Genomic DNA, 21,759 nt, shown 5'->3' with positions numbered 1-21,759 from the left:
CTGCTGGCTTTGATGGAGCAACATGCATGCCAGAGAGGCAGCTGACGCCTAACCCATTGATTTTCTGTATTCGGACTGAGCGACGGAAGTGGTTCCTGAAACCTGCCGTGCGGATTTCCGCCATTGGCCTTTACTTTTTATGCGGATTTATGCACACATCCGGCGATGCTTGAGCAGCTCCGTCGAGAAAAATCCGCCAGGGATCCCGCCTTTGCGTGGACACCATGGCCTGTCTTTGCCTTCGCAGCTGCCGCGATCCTGATATCCGCTCTTTATGCCGCCGGTCTCTACGGCCGCAGTTCCGCAGTCGAAGCGCTCCTCGACCAGGGCCGCGCCGATGCCAACCTGAAGGTTGCGCTGTTGCGTGCGGTGCTGGAAAGACCGCGAGCGCTTCCCCTGCTTCTGGCCGAGGATCAGCAGGTGGTCAGCGCGCTCGCATCGAGAAACGCAGAGGCCGTCGGCGCCCTGGACCGAAAGTTGGAAGGGCTCGTGGCCGGCACCCATGCCTCCGTTCTCTATGTTACGGGTAGGGACGGCATCGCGGTCGCATCCAGCAACTGGCGCGAACCCTTGAGCTTCGTCGGCAACGACTATTCCTTCCGGGAATATTTCCAACGGGCGATGCAGAACGGAACGGCAGAGCACTTCGCCTTGGGCAGCGTTAGCAAGCGTCCTGGGCTATATATCTCGCGGCGCGCCGAAAATCAGGTCGGCCCGCTCGGCGTCGTTGTGGTGAAGATGGAATTCGACCAGCTCGAAGGCGATTGGCACGACGCCAACCGTCCCGTCTATGTCACCGACGCCGATGGTGTCGTCTTGATCACCAGCATTCCGTCCTGGCGCTTCATGACCGCCGCGCCGCTGCCTGCGGAACGGCTTGGCGCCATCCGCCAGAGCCTACAATTCGGGAACGCGCCATTGGCACCTCTTCCGATCGTGCGGCAGGAACTGCTTTCGGAGGGAGCATCGATCGTTTCGGCGGTTTTGCCGGGAACAAGCGCAGGTGAGTATCTTCGCCTTCTGACGCCGGTCCCTTCGACATCGTGGCGCCTTGAATATCTCGTGCCGACCGAGCCTTCCGTCGCCGCTGCGGTACGCGAGGCGCGGCTGCTTGCACTTGCGGTGCTCGTTCCGATCCTGGCACTGATCGCATTCCTTTTGAGGCGGCGGCAGATGATCACCATTCGCATCGCCGCGGAGAAAACCCTGCGCGTGGAACTGGAGCGCCGTGTTGCGGAACGCACCGTGGATTTGAGCCGCGCGCGGGACCTTCTGCAGGAAGAGATCGCCGACCATCGCAGTACCGACTCGAAGCTGCAGGTCGTGCAGCAGGAACTCGTGCAGGCAAATCGCCTTGCGATCCTTGGTCAGGTTGCGGCCGGGGTTGCCCATGAAATCAACCAGCCGGTCGCGACGATCCGTGCCTATGCCGACAATGCACGTGTCTTCCTGCAACGGAACCGGAAAGCGTCGGCGGAGGAAAATCTCGGTGAGATCGCCGCCCTGACCGAGCGGATCGGCATGATCACCGAGGAACTCAAGGCCTTCGGACGCAAGGGACGAACGCCGCCCGAAGCCGTCGATCTGCGGGGCGCTATCGAAGGCGCGGTGGTTCTTTTGAGGAGCCGCTTTGCCGGGCGGCTCGACATACTCCAGATCGATCTGCCACCACCCGGCCTTGCCGTCACCGGCAATCGCGTCCGCCTCGAGCAGGTGTTGATCAATCTGTTCCAGAATGCCTTGGAAGCGCTGGAGGGCAGAACCCAGGCAAGTGTGAATGTCTCCGTGGAGACGTTGGTGGATGAGATCGTGATCCGGGTCTCCGACAATGGTCCCGGTATTGATCCATCGGTTAGAAGTTCGCTCTTTTCGCCCTTCAAGACGTCCAAGGAAAAGGGCCTGGGCCTCGGTCTGGTCATCTCGAAGGATATCGTCACGGACTATGGTGGTCGCATCGAGGTGGAAAGCGGCGAAACCGGCACGACTTTCATTGTCTATCTGCGCAAGGCGGTATGATGAGCAATCCAACACCTGTCGTTCTGGTTGACGACGATGCCGACCTTCTCAAGGCTACCGCCCAAACGATCGAGCTGGCAGGCTTTGCGGTCTCCCGATTTTCGAGGGCGTCCGACGCGCTCGTCCGGATCGACGATGGTTTCGCTGGCATCGTCGTTTCCGACATCCGCATGCCCGAGATCGACGGGCTGCAGCTCTTTGACCGCGTCCGCAAGCTCGATCCGGACCTTCCCGTTATTCTGATGACCGGCCATGGCGACATCCCGATGGCCGTCAAGGCGATGCAGGATGGGGCCTACGACTTCATCACCAAACCTTTCGCCGCAGACCGCCTGGTGCAGGCCATTCGCCGCGCCGCAGAAAAACGGCGACTGATACTGGAGAATAGAACGCTCCGCGATGTGGCCGAACAGGCACGCGACGACCTGCCGCTCATCGGTCAGACCGCGGCCATGGAGCGGCTGCGGAGAACGCTTCGCCAGATTGCCGATACCGACGTCGACGTTCTGGTGACCGGAGAGACCGGCAGCGGCAAGGAGGTTGTTGCCAATCTGATCCACCGATGGAGCCGGCGGTCGAAGGGCAGTTTCGTCGCGCTCAATTGTGGCGCGCTTCCCGAAACCATCATCGAAAGCGAGTTGTTCGGTCACGAGCCGGGCGCCTTTACCGGCGCGCAGAAGAAGCGTGTCGGCAGGATCGAATATTCGAGCGGCGGCACCCTCTTCCTCGACGAGATCGAAAGCATGCCTCCCGCCACGCAGATCCATATGCTGCGCGTCCTGGAGGCGCGTGAAGTGGCACCTCTCGGCACCAACGAGACACGGCCGATCGACCTGAGGGTCGTGGCGGCCGCCAAGGTCGATCTCGGCGATCCTTCGCAGCGCGGTGCATTTCGCGAAGACCTCTACTACCGCCTCAACGTCGTCACCATCTCCATTCCGCCGCTGCGTGAACGGCGCGACGACATCCTCCTCCTCTTCGGATTCTTTTGCGAACGGGCTGCCAAGCGGTTCAACCGCCAAACGCCAGCCCTGTCATCTTCTACCCGCCATCACCTCGAAACCCATCATTGGCCCGGCAACGTTCGCGAACTGTCCCACTTTGCAGAACGTTTTGTCCTCGGGCTTGCAGGGGAGGACGACAGGGCGATGGTGCCACCGGAGGCAGCCACCCTGACGCTACCCCAGCGTCTCAACCAGCATGAAGCGGAAATCCTCCGCGAGACGCTGGCCAGCAACGGAGGTGATGTCCGCCGTACGATCGAGGCGCTCGGAATTCCGCGAAAGACCTTTTACGACAAGCTCCAACGGCACGGAATCGAGCGTGCCTCCTTCGACCAGGGCGTCAAGCCGGCCAGATAGAGTCTCAAGGCCGCAAGCAGGCTTTGTCGGCGCGCATGCGAGACCGAGGCGGAAAGCTCCAGAAAAATATCAGCCGCTATCGTCAATGTCCGGTTTCGGCATCTGCATGGTGGCAGGCTGTCAGCAACCCCGGGGCAGCCGTTCTCGCCGTCAGGCCAGGCTCCTGTTCGGCGCAGATCGACGTGGCCTTCCAGCACCTCGTCCGAAATCGGCATCCGCTTGGCGGATTGGCAGGGCTTGGAAGATCGCCTTCCAGGACGATGCGCTTGCGATGCCCCCGAAGCCTTGGGTCCGGCGTCGGAACGGCCGACATCAGGGCCTGCGTATAGGGATGTGCCGGCGCGCTGAAGATCGATTGCTTCGGCCCGGTCTCGATGATCTTGCCGAGATACATGACCATCACTCGATCCGAGACGTGCCGCACCACGGCAAGGTCGTGCGCGACGAAAAGCATCGCGAGATTACGCTCGCGCCTCAGCCTGGCGAGCAGATTGACGACCTGTGCCTGAACCGAGACGTCGAGGGCGGAGACCGGTTCGTCGCAGACGAGGAGCGTCGGATTGAGTGTCAGGGCGCGCGCGATTCCAAGCCGCTGCCGCTGGCCGCCTGAAAATTCCGAAGGATAGCGCTCCGCATGTTCCGCGCGCAGCCCCACGGATTCAAGCAGCTTGACCGTCTCTTCCCGCCAGCGGGCTTTCGGCACGGCGCCGGGATGCAGCGCCCAGGGTTCGGAGATCAGTCGGTCGACCCGCATGCGCGGATTCAGTGACTGGTAAGGGTCCTGGAAGACAACCTGCATCTTGCGGCGCAATTCATGCAGCTCCCTTCCACTCGCTTTGGTGATTTCCACGCCATCGAGAACGGCGCTGCCGCTGGTCGCCGGCCCGAGCTTCAGGAGCGTCCTGACCAGGGAAGTCTTGCCGCAACCGCTTTCGCCGACAAGGCCGAGGGTCTCTCCTTGGGCGATCTCGAAGCTGACGTCATCGACGGCGCGCACGGGCGTCGCGCCGCTGCCGAAGTGCCGGGAAAGGTTTTCGACTTTGAGAAGAGGCTGGTTCATGCTGGCGATACCGGGAAATGGCAGGCGGCCTGGCGGCCCGGCCCCACGGTTTCAAGGGGAGGGACAACCTCGGCGCAGAGCCCTTCGGCGCGTGGACAGCGCGTCCTGAACGCGCAGCCTGAAGGAAGGGCGACGGGATTGGGCGCCGAGCCGGGGATCGGCACCAGTTCGTCCTCATCGGTATCCACGCGCGGCTGCGAGGCGAGCAGGCCGACGCTGTAGGGATGTCGTGCATCCTCGAAGAGTTCGAAGACATTTGCAGTTTCGACGATCCGGCCGGCATACATGACGGCCACGCGGTCCGCGAGTTCGGCTACCACACCCAGATCGTGGGTGATGAAGATCATTCCGGCATCGCTGCGTTTACGGATTGTGGCCAGAAGATCAACCACCTGCGCCTGGATCGTGACGTCGAGCGCCGTCGTCGGCTCGTCGGCGATGATGACATCCGGTTCGAGTGCTACGGCCATGGCGATCATGATGCGTTGGCGCATGCCACCGGAAAATTCGTGCGGATATTGCCGTGCCCGACGTTCAGGATCGGGAATGCCGATTGCCGTCAGGAGGTCGAGCACGGCCTTCTCGACGCCACCTTTCGGCTTGCGGCCGTGGATGCGGTACATCTCCGCGATCTGCCAGCCGACGGGATAGACGGGATTGAGTGCCGCAAGCGCATCCTGAAAGATGAGGGCGATCCGGCTGCCGCACAGATCTCGCCGCTCGTTGCGCGAAAGCTTCAACAGTTCCGTCCCGTCGAAGCGGATCGATCCCCGGTCGATCGCGCCCGGAGGATTGGGAACGAGGTCCATGATGGCAGATGCAGTCACAGACTTGCCGGAGCCGCTTTCGCCAAGAAGTGCCAGGACTTCACCGCGTTCCAGCGAGAAGGAGACGCCATTGAGTGCGAATATGCGGCCGGACGCCGTATCAAAACTGACTTGCAGATCTTTGACTTCGAGAAGAGCCATCAGCGCCTCCGGCTCACAAGGCGCCAGTGCTGCGACGGATCGTTGACGATCCGGAACCAGTTGGCGAGGAGGTTGAAGGACATGGTGGTGAGCATGACGGCGAGACCGGGGAAAAAGCCGAGCCACCAGGCGGACGACAGATAGCCTTGGCCCTGGGCGACCATCAGCCCCCAGCTTACCGAAGGCGGCTGGATGCCGAGGCCGAGATAGCTGAGGCCGGATTCGAACAACATGACCATGGCGAGATTGACCGAGGCGAGCGTCAGCATGGTGGGTGCGACGCTGGGGAGGATGTGGGTGCGCAGGATCCAGGTCGGTCCACCACCGAAGACGCGCGCCGCATCGACGAAAAGTCGTTCGCGGACCTCAAGCGTTTCGGCCCTTGCGACGCGGATATAGGCCGGCATTCGGGTGACGGCGAGCACGATCACGAGGTTGCCGACGCTCGGACCGAACAGATAGAGGCCGAAGAGTGCCACCAACAGGGTCGGGAAACCGAGGATGATATCGCAGATCCGCATGATGACGTTTCCGACGACGCCGCCGAAATAACCGGCGATCACGCCCAGCAGCGTTCCGCCGATCAGGCTTGTCAGCACGGTCACCACAGCGATGCCGATCGTCGTCGAAGCCGCCTGGATGAGGCGGACGAGGAGCGGCCGTCCGAGTGCGTCGGCTCCCAGCCACAAGGTCCAGGACTGGCCGAAGGCGAACGGTGGCAGGTTGCGCGCCTTCAGTGAAATGCGGTTGTCGCCCAGGAGCGACAGGGAATCGGTGAAGATGGCGAGCACGACGATCAGCAGCCAGATCGTCGCCGCGACGGCCATCGGGTCACCCGCGAGCGCACGCAGGAGCCAGAGGATGCGGCGGCTACGGCGCTCGCGGGCCGGGAGGAATTCGGCGGACGTGTCGGTCATTCGACCCTCACGCGCGGGTCGATCGAGGCATAAAGCATGTCGACCAGGATATTGATGACGAAGATCACGACAGCGACGGCAAAGATCGATGCCTGGACGATCGCGAAATCGCGTTTCAGAATGCCGTCGATCAGGAGTTTGCCGATGCCGGGAAATCCGAAGACCACCTCGACGACGCCGCCACCGCCGGCGAACTGGGCGGCAAGGTCGCCGGTCACCGTGACCGCCGGAAGGAGAGCATTGCGGAGCGCGTGCACGAAGGTGACCCGTCCGTCACGCGCGCCCTTGGCCCGTGCCGTCCGGACGAATGTGGCATTCAGCGCTTCAATCATCGAGCCGCGGACGATCTGCACCAGAGTTCCGAAAGGTCGGGCAAACAGGCAGGCGACGGGCAGCACCCAATAAATCGGGCCGCCGAAGCCTGAGGTGGGCAGAATGCGGAAGGTGACCGCAAATAGAAGCACGCCCATCAGGCCAAGCCAGAAATCCGGCACGCTTGCGGCTGCCTGCGACAGGACATTGACGCCCCGGTCGATCCAGCCACCGGCATTCACGGCGGCAATGGATCCCATGACGATCGCGGCGGTGAAGGCCAGCGCCAACGCGATGGCGCCCAGTGCCAGCGTGTTCGGCAGCGCCTCCAGCACTACGTCCATGGCCGGGCGATTGTGCCAGAGAGACATTCCGAAATCGAGGCTGAGAATATCCCAAGCCCAATCGAAGAACTGGGCCGGGAGCGAGCGATCGAGCCCAAGACGGATGCGCATGGCTTCGCGCGCCGCATCCGAAGCGTCGACAGGCAGGTAGAGATTGACGGGATCGCCCGTCAATCGCACGAGAAAGAAGGCGGATGTCATCAGCGCCGCAAGCGCGAGCGCCGCGAAGGCCGCACGTTTCAGGAAATAGGTGAAGGACATCCGCTCTCCTCAAGCGACATACAAGCCGTCGGCCGGGCAGATCAACGGTAGCTGATCGACTTCAGCTTGATCTCGTTGCCGGCCTGCACATCAGGCGTATAGTTCACGTTCTTGGCGACACGGGCGATCGTGACCATGTGAAAGAGCGGTGCGATGTTGACCGTATCGACGGCGATGTACTTGAACGCCTGTTGGAATAGCTTCTTGCGCTCGTCACCGGTTGCCTTCGAGCCATCGGCGATCAGCTTGTCGAGACCGGCGTCCGTGATCGTCGACTGGTTGCCATCGGTGGTAAAGCGGTTCGGCAGCGTGAACACTGCATCGCCCTCGGCATTGTCGATCTGTGTCTGCAGGATGGACGGCTGGCGATCCTTGCTCCACGGCTTCAGCAGCCGCTTCAGCCACGGGCTTGTCTCGAGCATTTCAAGCCGGGCGTTGAAACCGGCATCCGCCAGCATGGCCTGAATGGCCTCCAGGCTCTCGGACGAGTTCGGATAGATGCCGATGCGGCCGTAGATGACGATCTCCTTGTCGACCGGCACGCCATCCGCCTTGGCGGCAGCAAGCAGGGACTTCGCCTTTTCCGGATCGTAGGTCCAAACGGGAATGTCCGGATTGAAGCCGAAGACCGACGGTGGCACGACCTGCATCGCCTTTTGGGCGTCCTTGTGGAAGATCGTTCCGATGAGACCATCCCTGTCGATCGCGAGGTTGAGTGCTTCGCGAACGCGCTTGTCGTTGAGGGGCGCGATCTGCGCATCGATCCTCAACAGGGAAGTCTCGGCGTTTGGAAAAGCATGATCCTGTCCGGTCGTGCCGTCCTGGGGTGCGATTTCATAGGCGATCTGCGCTTCGCCGGTATCGACCATCGCGGCGCGCACCGCAGACTCGGCGCGCCAGATGATCGTCGCGTTGGGAATTGCCGGCTTGTCGCCCCAATAGCCTTCATAGGCCACCAGACCGACAGACTGGCCGGGCGTCCACGCGACCAGCTTGTAAGGTCCCGTCCCGGCCGGCGTGCGCGTCTTGGTGTCGCCCGGGGTTGCCGGCGAACCGATGTCCAGGGCGGACATCTTGTTCGGGAGGATCGGCTCGACGACGTCCGTCTTTATGAGGAGGGTCGTCGGGTTCACCGCTTCTGCATTGAGTTTGAGGCCCTTCAGCGTGGCGACTCCCACTTCGCAGCCCAGCGCCGGATCCTGGGCCCGCTTCAGAGCCGCGATAACCGCATTGGTATCGAACGCCTTGCCGTCGTGGAAGGTCACGCCTTCGCGCAGCTTGAACTCCCAGGTCAGGTTATCGACCTGCCGCCAGCTGGTGGCGAGGCTCGGGACGACCGAACCATCCTTGGGGCTGAGATTGACGAGCGCTTCGGTGATGTTGTTGTGCAGAATGCGTGAATTGCCCGAGAGGTCCGTATCGCAGGGGTCGAGCGATTTCGGCTCATCCGTCACCACGACCGTCAATTTGTCCGTGGCCGCGGGAGCGGGAATTGCGGCGCTTGCCGCCAACGACATTGCAAGCCCCATGCTCAACGCATGGATACCCGTGATCTTCTTCATGAAAGTCCTCCTCCAAATCCAAACGAGCCGCTTATGGCGCCTCGGTGATCTCTTCCTCAAAGTCATCCGGGTCCGCGGGGACAACCCGCGCTCAAATGGCTTTACTTCCTCCTGCAAGTGCGTAGTGTCAAATATGACACTGGCGACGCCAACATGCTCGCTCGATCTCAAGAAGTCAAGGCAGGCAATCCTTATATGGAACTCGAAGTTCATGAATGAACCAAAGCATGGATCTCCGGTGGTGGAAAAGACGGCGCATCTGCTTGAGGCGGTTGCTGATGCGAGGACCGGAATTTCGCTCGGCGCATTGGTCGATCAGCTTGGAGTGCCTCGTTCGACCGTGTATCGCATCCTCAATTCACTGACCGCGCATGGGCTTGTGGCTCGGGTGAATGGCGGGGCTTCCTACGAGCTGGGGCCGAAATTCGTGCAGCTCGCGCGGCGTATTTCACCCGGTGCGGATAGGGTGACGCTGATCGAGGCGGCGAGGCCGGTCTTGGCGGCCGCGGCTGACAGGATCTACGAATCCTTCAGGCTGGCGGCGCCCGAAGGCAATGAGATGATGACGATATTTGCGGCCCCCAGCCCCGGGGACTACGCCCTGTTCATCAAGGTCGGCGGCCGTTCGCGCAAGCATGTCGGTGCGGCCGGCAAGCTTGCCCTGGCGTATTCCGACTACCATGAGATCGAGGTTTACTGTGCTGGCGGCCTGGAGGCTCGGACCCCGTATACGATCACCGACCCTGAGACGTTGAAGGAGGTGCTCGCTGAAATTCGCCGCAGCGGAAGTGCGGAAGACAACCAGGAATCGAATCTCGGCTTGCGAGCTTTCGCTGCTCCCATATTCGATTCTGCAAGTCGCCTGGTCGCCACCGTCAGCGTGCCGTTCATCGGGGAGGCGACGCCGGAGCGCGCTCGATCAATCAAGCGCGAGGTCCTCGATGGGGCTGCCATGGTGATGAAGGCTATCAATGGCGCTCATCCAATATCCAAATAAGAAACTAGAAATTCATTATTGAACTATCATATGGTTATGCTAGACCTCGCAGCCGTACAAACGGAGGTTATCATGACGGCGTTGGACCCATCGGTTTACGCAAAGCTTTTGCGGACAAATTCGGCGACCCTTAGTAGCTTGCTGCTGAAACGTGGGCTCAGGAACACCGCGGTTCGCGGCGTACGGCCGCTCGCAGGCGCCGACAAGCCGATGATCGGTCCGGCGGTCACCGTTCGCTACATTCCCGCCCGGGAGGATATCGACGGCTCGACCTACAGTTCCGATCCCTCCAATCAGCAGCGCAAGGCGATCGACACGATACCCGAGGGGCACGTCCTCGTGTTCGATTGCCGCTCGCTGGCGGAGATTGCCGGGATTGGCGCGATGCTGGCCCGGCGCCTTGTCTACCGCGGATGCGCTGGCCTTGTGCTGGATGGCGGCGTTCGCGATACGGCCGATATCGCCCAGCTCGGGCTCCCGACCTATTGCATGGGACCGGCGGCTCCGGCCAATCTGGTTGCCCACCATGCTTCCGACATGAACCAGCCGATCGCCTGCGGCGGTGTCGCGGTTTATCCCGACGACATCATCTTCGGCGACAGCGAGGCTGTCATCGTCATCCCCCGGGAATATGTGAACGAGATCGCTGACGAGGCCGTCGCAATGGAGGAACAGGAGGACTTCCTGAAGCTGGAGATCGAGTCAGGCAAGCCGACACTTGGCGTCTATCCGCCAAACAAGGAAACTCTCGAGCGGTTCGAGGCTTGGCGCAGGGCTCGCATTGAGGCCGTTTGACGCCGGTGACAACGTTCGGCGAGTTCGGCCCTTGTAGCTCGCTCGGGATGGAAACTTCATCTACGGCGACACGCTGTGGGGCTCCCAACGCGGCAACGCTTCGATTCCCGCTCTGCTCGAACTGGCGTGCGACAAGGCGGTTGAAATCAACGCCAATTCAAACGTGCATCAACCGATTTTCGCGGCACTGTTTTGAAGAACGGCGTGGCTCTCCTGGATCTCCGGCGGAGCCCCTATCGATTGTCGCTTGATGAGTGTGGTTGCAAGCACCCGGCAGCGTGGCGCATCGCCCATACCGGTAATCCGCCGAACAAGGATCTGCGCGCTTTCAAATCCCAGTTCGTAGACCGGCTGAGCGATAACCGTAATCGGCGGGCTGGTCACGCTTGTCCAGTCGGCATCGTGGAAAGCGACGAGCGACAGATCACCGGGGATGGACATGCCCAGCCTGCGAAGGGTCTTGAACACTTCAAGCGCCACCACGTTATCCGACGCGAGTATGGCAGTCGGCCTGTCGGGGCCTTGAAGCAATTCGGAAATAATCTTGTCACCCTCCCCGCGGCGGTTGGCACCGAGCCGGATATAGCGCTCCGGATGTTCGATACCGGCAGACCGGCTTGCCGCGACAACGCCTTCTATTCTCTCCATCACCGTGCTCAGATTGATCTGGTGCGGTCCCCGGTAGATCGGGTCGTCCGCTTCCGTGGCTGAGATGTAGGCGATGCGGCGATGGCCGGCTTCGATCAGGGCTCGCGTGGCGGCCTCGGCGGCCTGCCGGTCGTCCGTAACGACGGCATCCACCCCAAGACCCGGAATGGTCCGGTCCAGAAGGACGAGAGGTCGGCCGGATCGCTGGACCTCGTGCAGGTGCTGTGTCTCATATACGGAGGCCGGAGTAACGATCAATCCATCCACGCGCTTGCCCAGCAGGACGCGTACGGCCGCCTTTTCCTTGGCTGCATCCTCGCCGGAATTGGAGAGGATGACATCGAAGCCGGCAGCGTGCGCCGCATCGCTGATTCCGCGCACGGCCTGACCGAAATACGGGTTTTCGATATCGCCGACGATGACCCCGATCGTCTTCGACTTTCCGGTCGTCATGCTGCGCGCAAGCTCGTTGGCCTGATAGCCGAGCCTCTTTGCGGCTTCGCGAACCTTCTCCTTCACGACAGGGCTTGCCGTACCGTAGCTGCCGAGAACGCGTGCGGCGGTTGCCTTGGATACACCTGCGCTCTGCGCAACGTCCGAGATGGTGACAAGCCGCTTTGACGTCGTTCTCTTCATCATAGGTCCGTGACATAGGCTGAGAAAAAAACGGCGTCAAGAAAATCACACCATTGACACGTGAGACCGGTCTCAAATACGCTTGATACCGGTCTCGCGGGGAAATGCGGGGGCTTTGCGCCTTGGATGGAAGAAGCCCCTACGATAATCAAAGACGAAGGAACATGCAGTTGACAACCTCATCCTCCAGCCAGCGGATTGCCGTCATCGGTGGCGGTATTTTCGGTGTTTCCTCGGCGGTTCATCTGGCCCGACTCGGCGCGCACGTCACTTTGGTCACGGAAGGGGCGTTCGCCAGCGGGGCGTCCGGCCGATCCCTGGCATGGCTCAACTCGGCGCGTTTCCGTTCCGCCGAATATCACCGTCTTCGGGTCGTCGGGATCGATCGCTACCGGACGCTGGCAAGCCGCAATGAAGGCGCTGCATGGCTGCGCTTCGAGGGCGGTTTGACATGGGATGCGGACGACGCGTCGAACCGGATTGCGGAAACCTACGCTCACGAACAGGCGATCGGTTATGACTGCCAGCTTCTTGGCGCCGCAGAAGTGGTGAAGGTCACGCCCGGCATCGCCGCGGCCGCGATTTCGCCTCAGGGCGCGATTTTCAATCCCGGTGAGGGCTGGGTGGATCTGCCTTCGCTGATCGATATCCTCCTCCAGGAGTTCAAGGCACTCGGCGGCCAGGCCGTGGCCCATGCCGGAAAGGCAAGCATCGACATCAAGGGTGGTCGGGCCGTCGGGCTCTCGACGGCAAATGGAACGTATATAAAGGCGGACGCAGTTCTCGTCGCCACCGGTGCAGCCGCGCCTGACATGGTAAAACAGGCGGGCCATGCCATTTCCGACGGAACCCCGATCGCGCTTCTTGTCAAATCGAAGCCTTTCGGGTCTGCAGTTCGCGCCGTTCTCAATACACCGAACGTAGCGTTGCGCCCGACGCCGGACGGCGCGGTCGTCTGCGATTCCGCATGGTCGGAGGAAGAACTCAATCGTAGCTCCGATGGGACTCACGAGGTCAAGGACGAGACGCTTCGTCGTCTTCTTTCGGAAGCCTCGAACGTGCTCGAGGGCAATCCCACGCTCGAATTGGAAAGCTATCACTGCGGGCCGAAGCCTGTGCCGGGTGATGGGGAGCCGGTGATCGGCCCGCTCGAGGGCATTCCGGGTTATTTCGTTGCCTTCAGCCATAGTGGCGCGACACTGGGCCTGATTACCGGTGAGCTCATCGCGCGCGAAATCGTGACCGGGGAGGCGAGCCCTCTGCTTGCGAATTTCCGGCCGGCCCGTTTCGCGCAGAAAAGCCGGGCTTTGGCATCGTAAGCCGAGCTGCAGGGAGGAGGTTGCAGATGACAGCGAATGAGAAGACTTCGGAGATGGTCGATCCGGAAATTGCCGTCGAATTGTCCGGCGTCGACAAATGGTTCTCCATCCTCCAGGTGCTGCACGACGTCAACCTTACCGTCAGGTGTGGTGAAAAGGTGGTGGTTTGCGGTCCCTCGGGTTCCGGCAAGTCCACCATGATCCGTTGCATCAACTACCTGGAAAGGCACCAGAAGGGCCGCATCATCGTCAATGGCACAGAGCTGACGGACAACAGGAAGGTCATCGACCGTGTCCGGCAGGATGTCGGCATGGTGTTTCAGAACTTCAATCTCTATCCGCATCTCACCGTGCTCGAGAACTGCACGCTGGCTCCCCGCTGGGTAAAGGGCGTTGGGAGAAAGGATGCCGAAGCTGTGGCGCGCGCCTATCTGGAACGGGTGCGAATTCCGGACAAAGCCGATTTCTATCCAAGCCAGCTGTCCGGCGGACAGCAGCAGCGCGCGGCGATCGCCCGATCGCTCTGCATGAACCCGAAGATCATGCTGTTCGACGAACCGACCTCGGCACTCGATCCGGAACTCGTGCGCGAGGTGCTGGACACGATGGCGCAGCTGGCGAGCGACGGCATGACCATGGTGTGCGTCACGCATGAAATGGGTTTCGCGCGGCAGGTGGCGGATAGGGTGGTGTTCATGGACGCGGGCAGGATCGTCGAAACCGCGCCTCCGGAGGAGTTCTTCAGCAATCCGAAGGAAAGCCGGACGAAGGCGTTTCTCAGCCAGATACTGCACTAGCGGGTCTGATTTTCTGCATCCGGACTGGTTGCGGCAAAAAGCATACGGACGGGCAAACGTTCGGTGGGCAAAACAATGAAACAAAGGGAACGACTGTCATGTACACATCCATCAGCATGCTTCGCCGCACGGCCGTAGCCTTCGGCGCTCTTGCCGTCCTTGCGCTTCCGGCGCTGCCCGCCTCGGCTCAGGCCGTGCCCAAGGCGATCAAGGATGCCGGCGTGATCCGCATCGGCGTCAAATGCGATTCTCCTCCATTCGGGGCATCCGGCACCGACGGCAAGCCGGCCGGCATCGAGATCGAAATGGCGAAGCAAATCGGCATTGCCGCCTTCGGGGCCGCCGAAAAGGCGGAATTGAGCTGCGTGGCGACGGACGCCCGCATTCCCTCCCTGACGGGCGGAAAGATCGACCTGATCATTGCGACGCTCGGCAAGACGCCGTCGCGCGAACAGGTGATCGACTATTCCGATATCTATTACTGGGGCAGCAGCCGGGTGATCGTACCGAAGGACAGCAAGGTCCAGAAGCTCGCCGACCTGGACGGCAAGTCGATGCTCATCATCAAGGGCGGGTCGCAGCTGAAGTGGCTGAAGGAACGCATTCCGAGCCTGGAGTTCGTCCAGCTCAACACCAATGCGGACAATCTGCAGGCCCTGCAGCAGGGCCGTGCCGACGGCTATGTGGGCGATGCGATCACCATCGCGACGCTTGCGGCCAACTATCCCGAATTCCGCACGCTGGAAGAGCCCGTCGATCTCGGCTTCAATGGTGTCGGCGTCCGCAAGGGGGAAGAAGAGCTGAAAACTTTCGTCAATGGCGTCCTCAAGAAACTGAAGAACGAGAAATTTTACTCGAAGACGGTGCCGACCTTCGTCAAGGATCCGGTCGTTGCGGCGGAAATGGTAAAATCCTTCGAAACCGATCCGCCGGCTGCAAAGTGAACGAATCCGGTCCTGACGGTTGAAACCGTCAGGACCCCCGTGTTCACCGGTATTTTCGAGCAGGATGACGGCCATGGATTTTGCTTATATTCTCGAGGCCCTGCCGGACCTGATGACCGGCCTCAAAATGACGCTGATCGTCAGCTTTCTCGCAATAGTCCTGTCCTGCCTTATCGGCCTAGTGGGCGCGGTTTTGCGGACAAGCGGGATCAAGCCGCTGCAATATGCTGTCACGGCCTATGTCGAATTCATTCGCGGCACGCCCTACCTCGTGCAGATCTTCTTCATCTTCTATGGCCTTCCGAGCCTGGGGTTGCGCTTCAGCATCTTCTGGTCCGGGGTCATCGCTCTCACGGCCTGGGCAAGTGCCTTTCAGATCGAAAATTTCCGGGCCGGTCTCGCGGCTGTCGGCAGGGGAATGCATGATGCGTCGGCGTCGCTCGGCCTCAAGCGCTGGCAACATTCGATATTCATCATCCTGCCTCTGGCGACCCGCGCCGCTCTGCCATCGGCGATGAATACGATCGTGGCGACGGTGAAAAATTCCGCATACCTGCAGGCGATCGGCCTGGTGGAACTGACTTTTGTCGCCGTCGACCGGATCGCCTACGATTTCCGGGCGATCGAGATGTTCGCCTCGATTTGCGTGATTTATCTGATCTGTGTCTTCACCATTTCTGGCTTCGGCTACATGGTCGAACGGCGTCTCAGCCGACCTTTCGGCGGGAGGTAGACGATGCTGCTTCTGGAATTTCAGTCCTTCCTGCTGGACGGCCTCCTCAATACCCTGTTTCTCTCGTCGGTCATGATCGCGGGCGGCACGTTCTTCGCGGTGATCTTCGCAGTCGGTCTTTCCGCTCAAACGTGGTGGTTGAGGCGGCCTGTCTACGGTCTCGTCGAATGCCTTCGCGACATTCCGCTGATGGTGACGGTGCTGATGGTCTATTTCGTGCTGCCGCATGCGGGCCTGTCGTTCAATCCGTTCTGGTCGAGCGCGCTCAGCGTGTCGGTCTGGGGTGGGGCGAACGGTGCGCATATCATTCGCGCCGGCCTGCTGTCCGTGCCGAGCGGCCAGCGGGAAGCTGCCCTGTCATCCGGCCTGCGCGGCTGGAAAGGACTGTTTCTGGTCATCGTCCCGCAGGCGATGCCGGTCATTCTGCCCCCTTACGTCAGCCTCGTCACCAGCCTCACCCAGGCGAGTTCCCTCGGCGCGGTCCTCGGTGTCAACGAACTGCTGCGCTCGGCGCAGATCCTCATCGAGCAGACGACCATCGCGCGCGGAGGAAGCCCGGCCTATCTGGTCTATGGCGCCATTCTTGTGGTGTATTTCGCTCTCTGCTGGTCGATCTCTGCCTTGGGCGCGAAGCTCGAGCGGCATTTCGCGAAACCATACCAGCGGACCAATGGCAAGACCGGGCTTGCGAAGCCGGCGGTTGCCCTGCAGATCAGCACGACCTGAACTTGGTATCCTGTTCTTGATATCGGGCAGACCGAAATCTTCGGCTCGCCTTCAGAAAAGCGACTATGGCCGTTTACGCGATTGCCTGCTCCAAGACCCTTTCAGAGGGTTTTGAGGCGTATGATCAACGTCCTTGAACGGCGGAATGCGGTGAAGGCTGCGCCGAGAGCGATGATACCGAGACCAATCATCAGGATCTGATTGTAGCCGCCCCACAACGGCTCAAGCATGGATATCAATCCTGCTGCGGTGATCGTTGCCATCCGGTGCTGCTTGGCCATCGGGCCAGAGAAATCACTCGGATTGCCTGTGGCCCGGCCGAGTTCCCTGACATAAGCCGTCAATACGGCAAAAGCGCCGGCGGCCCAGCCGAGGCCGGGCATGCCGATCCCATATCCAACGCCCGCGAAGATCAGAAGATCGGCGATGCGGTCGGGGAATTCGTTCCAGAACGGCCCGTCCGGCTCTCCCTTTCCGCCCTCGACGGCGACCATGCCGTCGAATAGATTGCAAAGCAGCCGGCCCTGGCAGCAAAGCACGGCCAACAGCAGGCAGGCAATTCGGGACCATCCGACCGTCTGTCCCGCCATATAGAAGGCGCCACCGGCAAGGGCTGCCGCGACCATGCTCGCCTGCGATATCTGGTTGGGGGTGATGGTTTTCGACGCCATCCATCGCGCGATCGAGCCTGCCCAGCGGGTGTCGCGGCTTGCCAGCGGCCGCCTGTCGCCTGTTTCGGTCATGTCCCGGCACCTCGTCTTGCGGAGAGCGAATAGTTGTAGATCGCAGCGTAGCTTGTCGATACCAGAAGCGGAACCGCGACGGTCTTGAGGATTTCCGGTGTGCCGCTCGCCGCATGGATCGCGACGAGAACGGCGGTTGAGCCGAGGCAGGCAATGAGCGGCGGCGCCCATAACCGCGTCGGGCCGTCAAAGCGCTTCGAAAGCCTGTCGATCACCGACTTCAGGAACAGTGTCAGGCAGGCGGACATCACGCCCTGCACCAGACCGGAATAAAGCGGTCTCGGCATTGGATAGGCGCGATTGGCAAAGACGGCCCAGCCGCCCATGGCAAGAAAAGCGAACAGCACATGCACCGTCCCGCTGCGTGCAAGCCGCTTCACCGCATTCGGCATCACAACGACCACCAGTAGCGCACGATATGGAAGAAAATCGGTGCCGAGAATACGACGGAATCCAGCCTGTCGATCAGACCGCCATGGCCTTCGATGAGATTGCCCCAGTCCTTGATACCGCGGTCCCTTTTGATCGCCGACATCACCAGGCCGCCGAAGAAGCCCATCAGCGTGATGATGAAGGCGAGGAGCCCTGCCTGAACAGGTGTGAATGGGGTTATCCACCAGAGGGCAGCACCGATCAGAGTGGCGCTGATGACGCCGCCGACGAAGCCCTCGACGGTTTTGGACGGCGACAGTTTCGGTGCGATCTTGGTGCGCCCGAACAGTTTGCCCCAGACATATTGCAGCACGTCGCTCAGCTGGACGACGATCACCAGGAAGGCGATCAGCAGTACGTTGCGGCCGTCATAGCCCGGTATGTTCAAGGTCAACAGTGCCGGGACGTGCGAGGCGCAGAAGACGCAGATCATCAATGCCCATTGCACCTCCGCAATGCGGATCAGGAAACGCTCCGTATCGCCCCTGAGCACCGATATGATCGGCATCAGCAGGAACGCATAGACCGGAATGAAGATCGAGAAGATGCCGTATTGCTCCGCCCAGAGCAGATAATACTGAAGCGGCACCACGATGAAGAAGGCGGCGGCCAGTGCCCAGTGATCGGCCCTGCGGGTGTTGATGAGGGTCACAAATTCCCTGAGCGCGGCAAAAGAGCAAAAACCGAATAGAACGAGAACCCCGATGCGGCCCGCCACGAAAGCAATGCCGATCAGGATAACCATGATCCACCAGGCCTTGATTCGGGCGTTGAGGTTTTCGATCGCCGCGTTCGAACCGTTTGGCGAGAGGCGCTGCTGCAGCACGTAACCAATGGCCGATGCAAGAATGAGCACGCCGAAGATACCGGCCACCAGCGTCAAGAGATCGGAACTCGCGGCACTCATTCACCACTCCCTGCAGGCTTGGGGGACAAAGCTAGAAGAGCCGTCTGCATGCGCTCAAGGAAAACGTCCTTGGTCTCATCCGGAGCCAAACGCAGGGCGCTGCCGAAGGTGACGGTGCAGATCAGCGGTATCGGGACGATCTCTCCCTTTGGCATGACCCGGTTGAGATTGTTGATCCAGACCGGAACGAGATCTATGTCAGGTCGCGCTGCCACCAGATGAAAAATGCCGCTTTTGAACGGAAGGAGAGGGGCCTCGGACTGGTTGCGCGTGCCTTCCGGAAAGAGGATCAGGGATGAACCGGCGTCGATCGCTGCGGCCATCTGCGTGACGGGATCCTCAGTCCGCTGGTCTCGCTCCCTGGCGATCAGAACAGCATTGAAGACGTCTCGGCCAATAAAGCGGTTAAGCCGCGATTTCAGCCAGTATTCAGCACCGGCGACCGGACGAGCCTGACGACGGAGCCTTGGCGGCAATACCGTCCAGACCAGAACGAAGTCACCATGGCTGGAATGGTTGGCGAAATAAACGCAAGGGCGGGAGGGCAGGCCCTCCTCCGGCCAGATGGCGCGAACCGCCGTGACCGCACGGGCAAATACGACGATCGCCGCCGCCGCGGCCTTTGTTGTAAAAGCCTTCATTCGTCCCCCGGTCGACGTGAGCGATAGCGCTGATCAAAACTCTAGCATTGTCACAGTGGGAAGAAAGGGACTTTGGAACATTCCAACGAAAATCAGCAGGGTGCAGTCGCGTGCATTCCCGTTGAGTCGTCTCTGTCACCCGGACACCGGAAATCCACACAGATTTGTCATGCGTCGGCGCGTTGAAGCGCAGGCTCGCGCCAACGTCCGGCGGGAAGAGCGGCACTTAGATATGTGTCGTCTGCGCCGCATTGATCGATGAGATGAAGCTCCTCGTGCGTTCCTGTCTCGGATCACCAAAGATTGCTTCCGCTCTGCCGGACTCGACCACTTTTCCGCTCTCGAGGAAAACCACATCATTGGCGATCCGCGAGGCAAGCCGCAGGTCGTGCGTCGCCATCACCATCGTCGTTCCTTCGGCGGCGAGCCGTCCGAGCACATCGATGACCTCGGCGGAGAGTTCGGGATCGAGAGCCGAGGTCGGTTCGTCGCAAAGAAGAACCCGCGGCGAAGGCGCGAGCGCACGGGCGATCGCCACCCTCTGTTGTTGCCCCCCGGAAAGCTCCGAGGGCCAGGCATCGGTCTTATGCGCCATTCCTACCTTGGTGAGCAGTTCGCTGGCGCGGCTATGGGCCTTTTCGCGCGGCCATTTGAGAACCGTCGTCAGTCCTTCCATGACGTTCTCGATCGCCGTTCGATGCGGAAAGAGCTGGAAGTTCTGGAAGACCATGCCGGTTTGGCGGCGGATTTTCTGGATCGACTTCCAGCCGATCTTCATGCCGGGCTCGAAGTCGAGCTTTTCGTCGCCGATGCGGACGGAGCCAGCTGTCGGGATCTCTAGGAGGTTGATGCAGCGGAGCAGCGTGCTCTTGCCGCCGCCGGAGGGACCGATGAGCGCAGTGACACTTCCCTCGGGAATGCCGAGGCTGATGTCCTTCAGGATAACCGCATCGCCGAACCGCTTCTCGATGTTGGAAAGCTCGATCATCGGTTTGACTCCATCATGCCGCCATAACGGGCGAAACGCTTTTCAAGTCTGTTCTGCAACGACGACAGCACCGAGCTCAAGGCCAGATAGATCAGGGCCGCCTCGATATAGAGGATCAGTGGCTCGTAGGTCGTCGCGACGATCCGCTGGGCGGCCTGGAAGAGTTCCGGCACCGTGATCGCCGCGGCGAGCGAGGTATCCTTGACCAGAGAGATGAAGGTGTTCGAAAGCGGCGGCACGGCGACACGCGCCGCCTGCGGCAGGATGGTGCGGCTCATCGCCTGGCGCCAAGACATGCCGATGGAATAGGCCGCTTCCCACTGCCCTTTCGGGACCGAGGAGATGACGGCGCGGATAATCTCGGAGCTGTAGGCGCCGATATTCAGGGTGAAGCCGATCAGGGCTGCGGGGAAGGCGTCGAGCAGGATGCCGATGCTCGGCAGGCCATAGAAGATCACGAAAAGCTGCACAAGAAGCGGCGTACCGCGGATCACCCAGACATAAAACCGGGCGATCAGCGCAAGTGGTGCCGGGCCGAAGAGCCGCGCAACCGCCGTGATCAGGCCGAGGACGAGCCCGAACAGGAACGACAGCAATGTCAGCGGAACCGTAAAGCGGATGCCCGCCCATAGGAGGGTCGGAAGTGAATCCGACATCAATTGAAGCCAGTGCGGCACGATGTGATCCTCAAAAAAAAGGACGCGTCCGGCGCAGGCGCCGGACGCTGGATTCATGCATTCAGGAACGACCTAGCAGCCTACTTCGAGACGTCCTGCCCGAAATACTTGTCCGAGATCTTCTGATAGGTGCCGTCGGCCTTGATGTCCGCCAGGGCCTTGTTGATCGCACCGAGCAGTTCCGGTTCGCCCTTGCGGATGATGATGCCGGAATAGTCGGCATTGTCCTGCTGCGCGGCGATCTTTACCGGCGCGTCGGGCTTCTGCTTCTTGAAATCGAGGAAGGAGAGGCTGTCATTGATCGTCGCGTCGGCGCGGCGTGTCAGCACAAGCTGGATCGACTGGTCGAAACCGTCCGTGCCCACAAGTTCGGCGCCCGCTTGTTCGGCGATCTTGCCGAAATTGCTGCTCAGGGATTGGGCGGATTTCTTGCCTTTGAGATCTGCGAAACCCTTGATGTCGCCGTTGTCCTGGCGAACGATCAGCACCGCCTTGGAAGCGATGTAGGGCTCGGAGAAATCGTATTTCTGCTTGCGGGCTTCGGTGATGCCCACCTGGTTGATGACGGCATCGTAGCGCTTGGCGTCGAGGCCCGCGATAAGGCCGTCCCATTTGCCTTCCAGGAACTCGGCCTTGACGCCGATTTTCGCGGCAACGGCTTGTCCGATCTCCACGTCGAAACCGACGAGCTTGCCGCCTGCGTCATGGAAGGTGAACGGCGCGTAGGTCCCCTCCGTGCCGATCTTGAAGACACCGGAGGATTTGATGGCAGCGAGGTTTTCGCCGGCGAGAGACGGCGTAAGGGCTGTCGCGTGAATAAGGGCCGCCGCGATAATGGTTTTCAGCCGGAACATTTAGGTCATCCTTTCAGCAGTGCTTGCTGGCGACTAAATGACAGAAAATAGGACGTGGCGATTGAAAGAAAACCGCAAATAAAGTCGGCAAATGCGAATATTTTGCTCACGTAGCGCGCCT

22 protein-coding genes are annotated in these 21,759 nt (G+C 60.9%); 9 read left to right on the top strand and 13 right to left on the bottom strand.

All coding sequences use genetic code 11. The features are described from left to right. The first annotated feature begins 165 nt into the window (after positions 1–165). Complete coding sequence (locus LZK81_RS23095) at positions 166–2,016, top strand: sensor histidine kinase (RefSeq protein ID WP_233957419.1); 1,851 nt, start codon at positions 166–168, stop codon at positions 2,014–2,016. Beyond that, complete coding sequence (locus tag LZK81_RS23090) at positions 2,016–3,377, top strand: sigma-54-dependent transcriptional regulator (protein ID WP_233957418.1); 1,362 nt, start codon at positions 2,016–2,018, stop codon at positions 3,375–3,377. Before LZK81_RS23095 ends, LZK81_RS23090 begins: the two co-directional genes overlap by 1 nt. A gap of 82 nt (positions 3,378–3,459) precedes the next feature. Here LZK81_RS23090 and LZK81_RS23085 read toward each other — a convergent pair whose 3' ends face one another. From LZK81_RS23085 to LZK81_RS23065, 5 genes are read right to left on the bottom strand one after another with little or no spacing between them, the layout of a single operon-like run. Continuing rightward, a complete protein-coding gene (locus LZK81_RS23085) occupies positions 3,460–4,437 on the bottom strand; it encodes an ABC transporter ATP-binding protein (protein WP_233957417.1) in 978 nt (325 codons plus the stop codon). Then, on the bottom strand, positions 4,434–5,405 hold the full coding sequence (locus tag LZK81_RS23080; RefSeq protein ID WP_233957416.1) for an ABC transporter ATP-binding protein: 972 nt from the start codon (positions 5,403–5,405) through the stop codon (positions 4,434–4,436). Before LZK81_RS23080 ends, LZK81_RS23085 begins: the two co-directional genes overlap by 4 nt. Continuing rightward, positions 5,405–6,322: an ABC transporter permease gene (locus tag LZK81_RS23075; RefSeq protein ID WP_233957415.1), complete on the bottom strand. Its 918-nt coding sequence runs from the start codon at positions 6,320–6,322 to the stop codon at positions 5,405–5,407. Before LZK81_RS23075 ends, LZK81_RS23080 begins: the two co-directional genes overlap by 1 nt. Then, complete coding sequence (locus LZK81_RS23070; RefSeq protein WP_233957414.1) at positions 6,319–7,239, bottom strand: ABC transporter permease; 921 nt, start codon at positions 7,237–7,239, stop codon at positions 6,319–6,321. Before LZK81_RS23070 ends, LZK81_RS23075 begins: the two co-directional genes overlap by 4 nt. A 41-nt stretch (positions 7,240–7,280) precedes the next feature. Then, positions 7,281–8,801 (bottom strand): ABC transporter substrate-binding protein, encoded by a 1,521-nt coding sequence (locus LZK81_RS23065; RefSeq protein ID WP_418936515.1) that lies wholly within the window; start codon positions 8,799–8,801, stop codon positions 7,281–7,283. 211 nt (positions 8,802–9,012) lie between these two features. On the opposite strand from LZK81_RS23065, the gene LZK81_RS23060 reads away from it, so the two are divergent. Then, positions 9,013–9,798 (top strand): IclR family transcriptional regulator, encoded by a 786-nt coding sequence (locus LZK81_RS23060; protein WP_046606085.1) that lies wholly within the window; start codon positions 9,013–9,015, stop codon positions 9,796–9,798. A 72-nt stretch (positions 9,799–9,870) separates the two neighbouring features. Beyond that, positions 9,871–10,593: a ribonuclease activity regulator RraA gene (locus LZK81_RS23055; RefSeq protein WP_233957413.1), complete on the top strand. Its 723-nt coding sequence runs from the start codon at positions 9,871–9,873 to the stop codon at positions 10,591–10,593. Between the two features lie 168 nt (positions 10,594–10,761). On the opposite strand, the gene LZK81_RS23050 is transcribed toward LZK81_RS23055, so the two are convergent. Continuing rightward, a complete protein-coding gene (locus LZK81_RS23050; protein ID WP_233957412.1) occupies positions 10,762–11,880 on the bottom strand; it encodes a LacI family DNA-binding transcriptional regulator in 1,119 nt (372 codons plus the stop codon). Between the two features lie 167 nt (positions 11,881–12,047). On the opposite strand from LZK81_RS23050, the gene LZK81_RS23045 reads away from it, so the two are divergent. From LZK81_RS23045 to LZK81_RS23025, 5 genes are all read left to right on the top strand, one after another. Further along, positions 12,048–13,196 carry an NAD(P)/FAD-dependent oxidoreductase gene (locus LZK81_RS23045; protein WP_233957411.1) on the top strand — a complete coding sequence of 383 codons (1,149 nt, stop codon included), beginning with the start codon at positions 12,048–12,050 and terminating at the stop codon, positions 13,194–13,196. A gap of 26 nt (positions 13,197–13,222) precedes the next feature. Further along, on the top strand, positions 13,223–13,993 hold the full coding sequence (locus tag LZK81_RS23040; RefSeq protein WP_326491525.1) for an amino acid ABC transporter ATP-binding protein: 771 nt from the start codon (positions 13,223–13,225) through the stop codon (positions 13,991–13,993). Positions 13,994–14,091: 98 nt separating this feature from the next. Next, entirely contained in the window at positions 14,092–14,937 is an 846-nt protein-coding gene (locus tag LZK81_RS23035) for a transporter substrate-binding domain-containing protein (RefSeq protein WP_233957410.1), read from the top strand. A 64-nt stretch (positions 14,938–15,001) separates the two neighbouring features. Continuing rightward, on the top strand, positions 15,002–15,670 hold the full coding sequence (locus tag LZK81_RS23030; RefSeq protein WP_233957409.1) for an amino acid ABC transporter permease: 669 nt from the start codon (positions 15,002–15,004) through the stop codon (positions 15,668–15,670). Positions 15,671–15,673: 3 nt separating this feature from the next. Then, complete coding sequence (locus tag LZK81_RS23025) at positions 15,674–16,396, top strand: amino acid ABC transporter permease (RefSeq protein WP_233957408.1); 723 nt, start codon at positions 15,674–15,676, stop codon at positions 16,394–16,396. A 101-nt stretch (positions 16,397–16,497) separates the two neighbouring features. On the opposite strand, the gene LZK81_RS23020 is transcribed toward LZK81_RS23025, so the two are convergent. From LZK81_RS23020 to LZK81_RS22990, 7 genes are all read right to left on the bottom strand, one after another. Continuing rightward, positions 16,498–17,139, bottom strand: a complete 642-nt coding sequence (locus tag LZK81_RS23020) for a CDP-alcohol phosphatidyltransferase family protein (RefSeq protein ID WP_233957407.1) — start codon at positions 17,137–17,139, stop codon at positions 16,498–16,500. Then, on the bottom strand, positions 17,136–17,531 hold the full coding sequence (locus LZK81_RS23015) for a hypothetical protein (protein ID WP_233957406.1): 396 nt from the start codon (positions 17,529–17,531) through the stop codon (positions 17,136–17,138). Before LZK81_RS23015 ends, LZK81_RS23020 begins: the two co-directional genes overlap by 4 nt. Next, positions 17,531–18,478, bottom strand: coding sequence for a phosphatidate cytidylyltransferase (locus LZK81_RS23010; RefSeq protein WP_233957405.1), 948 nt, complete (start codon positions 18,476–18,478; stop codon positions 17,531–17,533). Before LZK81_RS23010 ends, LZK81_RS23015 begins: the two co-directional genes overlap by 1 nt. Further along, positions 18,475–19,119, bottom strand: a complete 645-nt coding sequence (locus LZK81_RS23005) for a lysophospholipid acyltransferase family protein (protein ID WP_233957404.1) — start codon at positions 19,117–19,119, stop codon at positions 18,475–18,477. Before LZK81_RS23005 ends, LZK81_RS23010 begins: the two co-directional genes overlap by 4 nt. 226 nt (positions 19,120–19,345) lie before the next feature. Further along, positions 19,346–20,107, bottom strand: a complete 762-nt coding sequence (locus tag LZK81_RS23000; protein WP_233957403.1) for an amino acid ABC transporter ATP-binding protein — start codon at positions 20,105–20,107, stop codon at positions 19,346–19,348. Further along, entirely contained in the window at positions 20,104–20,784 is a 681-nt protein-coding gene (locus LZK81_RS22995) for an amino acid ABC transporter permease (protein ID WP_233957402.1), read from the bottom strand. The genes LZK81_RS23000 and LZK81_RS22995 overlap by 4 nt, the downstream gene beginning before the upstream one ends. A gap of 80 nt (positions 20,785–20,864) precedes the next feature. Beyond that, positions 20,865–21,638, bottom strand: a complete 774-nt coding sequence (locus tag LZK81_RS22990; RefSeq protein WP_233957401.1) for an amino acid ABC transporter substrate-binding protein — start codon at positions 21,636–21,638, stop codon at positions 20,865–20,867. Positions 21,639–21,759: the final 121 nt, after the last annotated feature.

This window comes from Neorhizobium galegae, assembly GCF_021391675.1.
GTDB classification, from domain to species: Bacteria; Pseudomonadota; Alphaproteobacteria; order Rhizobiales; family Rhizobiaceae; genus Neorhizobium; species Neorhizobium galegae_B.
This window is presented reverse-complemented; position numbering and strand designations above follow the sequence as displayed.

Coding starts and splice junctions, on each gene's coding strand:
- LZK81_RS23075 (WP_233957415.1), bottom strand. CDS start 6,322: ATGACCGACACGTCCGCCGAATTCCTCCCGGCCCGCGAGCGCCGTAGC.
- LZK81_RS23025 (WP_233957408.1), top strand. CDS start 15,674: ATGCTGCTTCTGGAATTTCAGTCCTTCCTGCTGGACGGCCTCCTCAAT.
- LZK81_RS23055 (WP_233957413.1), top strand. CDS start 9,871: ATGACGGCGTTGGACCCATCGGTTTACGCAAAGCTTTTGCGGACAAAT.
- LZK81_RS23080 (WP_233957416.1), bottom strand. CDS start 5,405: ATGGCTCTTCTCGAAGTCAAAGATCTGCAAGTCAGTTTTGATACGGCG.
- LZK81_RS23005 (WP_233957404.1), bottom strand. CDS start 19,119: ATGAAGGCTTTTACAACAAAGGCCGCGGCGGCGGCGATCGTCGTATTT.
- LZK81_RS23090 (WP_233957418.1), top strand. CDS start 2,016: ATGAGCAATCCAACACCTGTCGTTCTGGTTGACGACGATGCCGACCTT.
- LZK81_RS23015 (WP_233957406.1), bottom strand. CDS start 17,531: ATGCCGAATGCGGTGAAGCGGCTTGCACGCAGCGGGACGGTGCATGTG.
- LZK81_RS23000 (WP_233957403.1), bottom strand. CDS start 20,107: ATGATCGAGCTTTCCAACATCGAGAAGCGGTTCGGCGATGCGGTTATC.
- LZK81_RS23035 (WP_233957410.1), top strand. CDS start 14,092: ATGTACACATCCATCAGCATGCTTCGCCGCACGGCCGTAGCCTTCGGC.
- LZK81_RS23060 (WP_046606085.1), top strand. CDS start 9,013: ATGAATGAACCAAAGCATGGATCTCCGGTGGTGGAAAAGACGGCGCAT.
- LZK81_RS22990 (WP_233957401.1), bottom strand. CDS start 21,638: ATGTTCCGGCTGAAAACCATTATCGCGGCGGCCCTTATTCACGCGACA.
- LZK81_RS23030 (WP_233957409.1), top strand. CDS start 15,002: ATGACGGCCATGGATTTTGCTTATATTCTCGAGGCCCTGCCGGACCTG.
- LZK81_RS23070 (WP_233957414.1), bottom strand. CDS start 7,239: ATGTCCTTCACCTATTTCCTGAAACGTGCGGCCTTCGCGGCGCTCGCG.
- LZK81_RS23040 (WP_326491525.1), top strand. CDS start 13,223: ATGACAGCGAATGAGAAGACTTCGGAGATGGTCGATCCGGAAATTGCC.
- LZK81_RS23010 (WP_233957405.1), bottom strand. CDS start 18,478: ATGAGTGCCGCGAGTTCCGATCTCTTGACGCTGGTGGCCGGTATCTTC.
- LZK81_RS23085 (WP_233957417.1), bottom strand. CDS start 4,437: ATGAACCAGCCTCTTCTCAAAGTCGAAAACCTTTCCCGGCACTTCGGC.
- LZK81_RS23050 (WP_233957412.1), bottom strand. CDS start 11,880: ATGATGAAGAGAACGACGTCAAAGCGGCTTGTCACCATCTCGGACGTT.
- LZK81_RS23065 (WP_418936515.1), bottom strand. CDS start 8,801: ATGAAGAAGATCACGGGTATCCATGCGTTGAGCATGGGGCTTGCAATG.
- LZK81_RS23020 (WP_233957407.1), bottom strand. CDS start 17,139: ATGACCGAAACAGGCGACAGGCGGCCGCTGGCAAGCCGCGACACCCGC.
- LZK81_RS23095 (WP_233957419.1), top strand. CDS start 166: ATGCTTGAGCAGCTCCGTCGAGAAAAATCCGCCAGGGATCCCGCCTTT.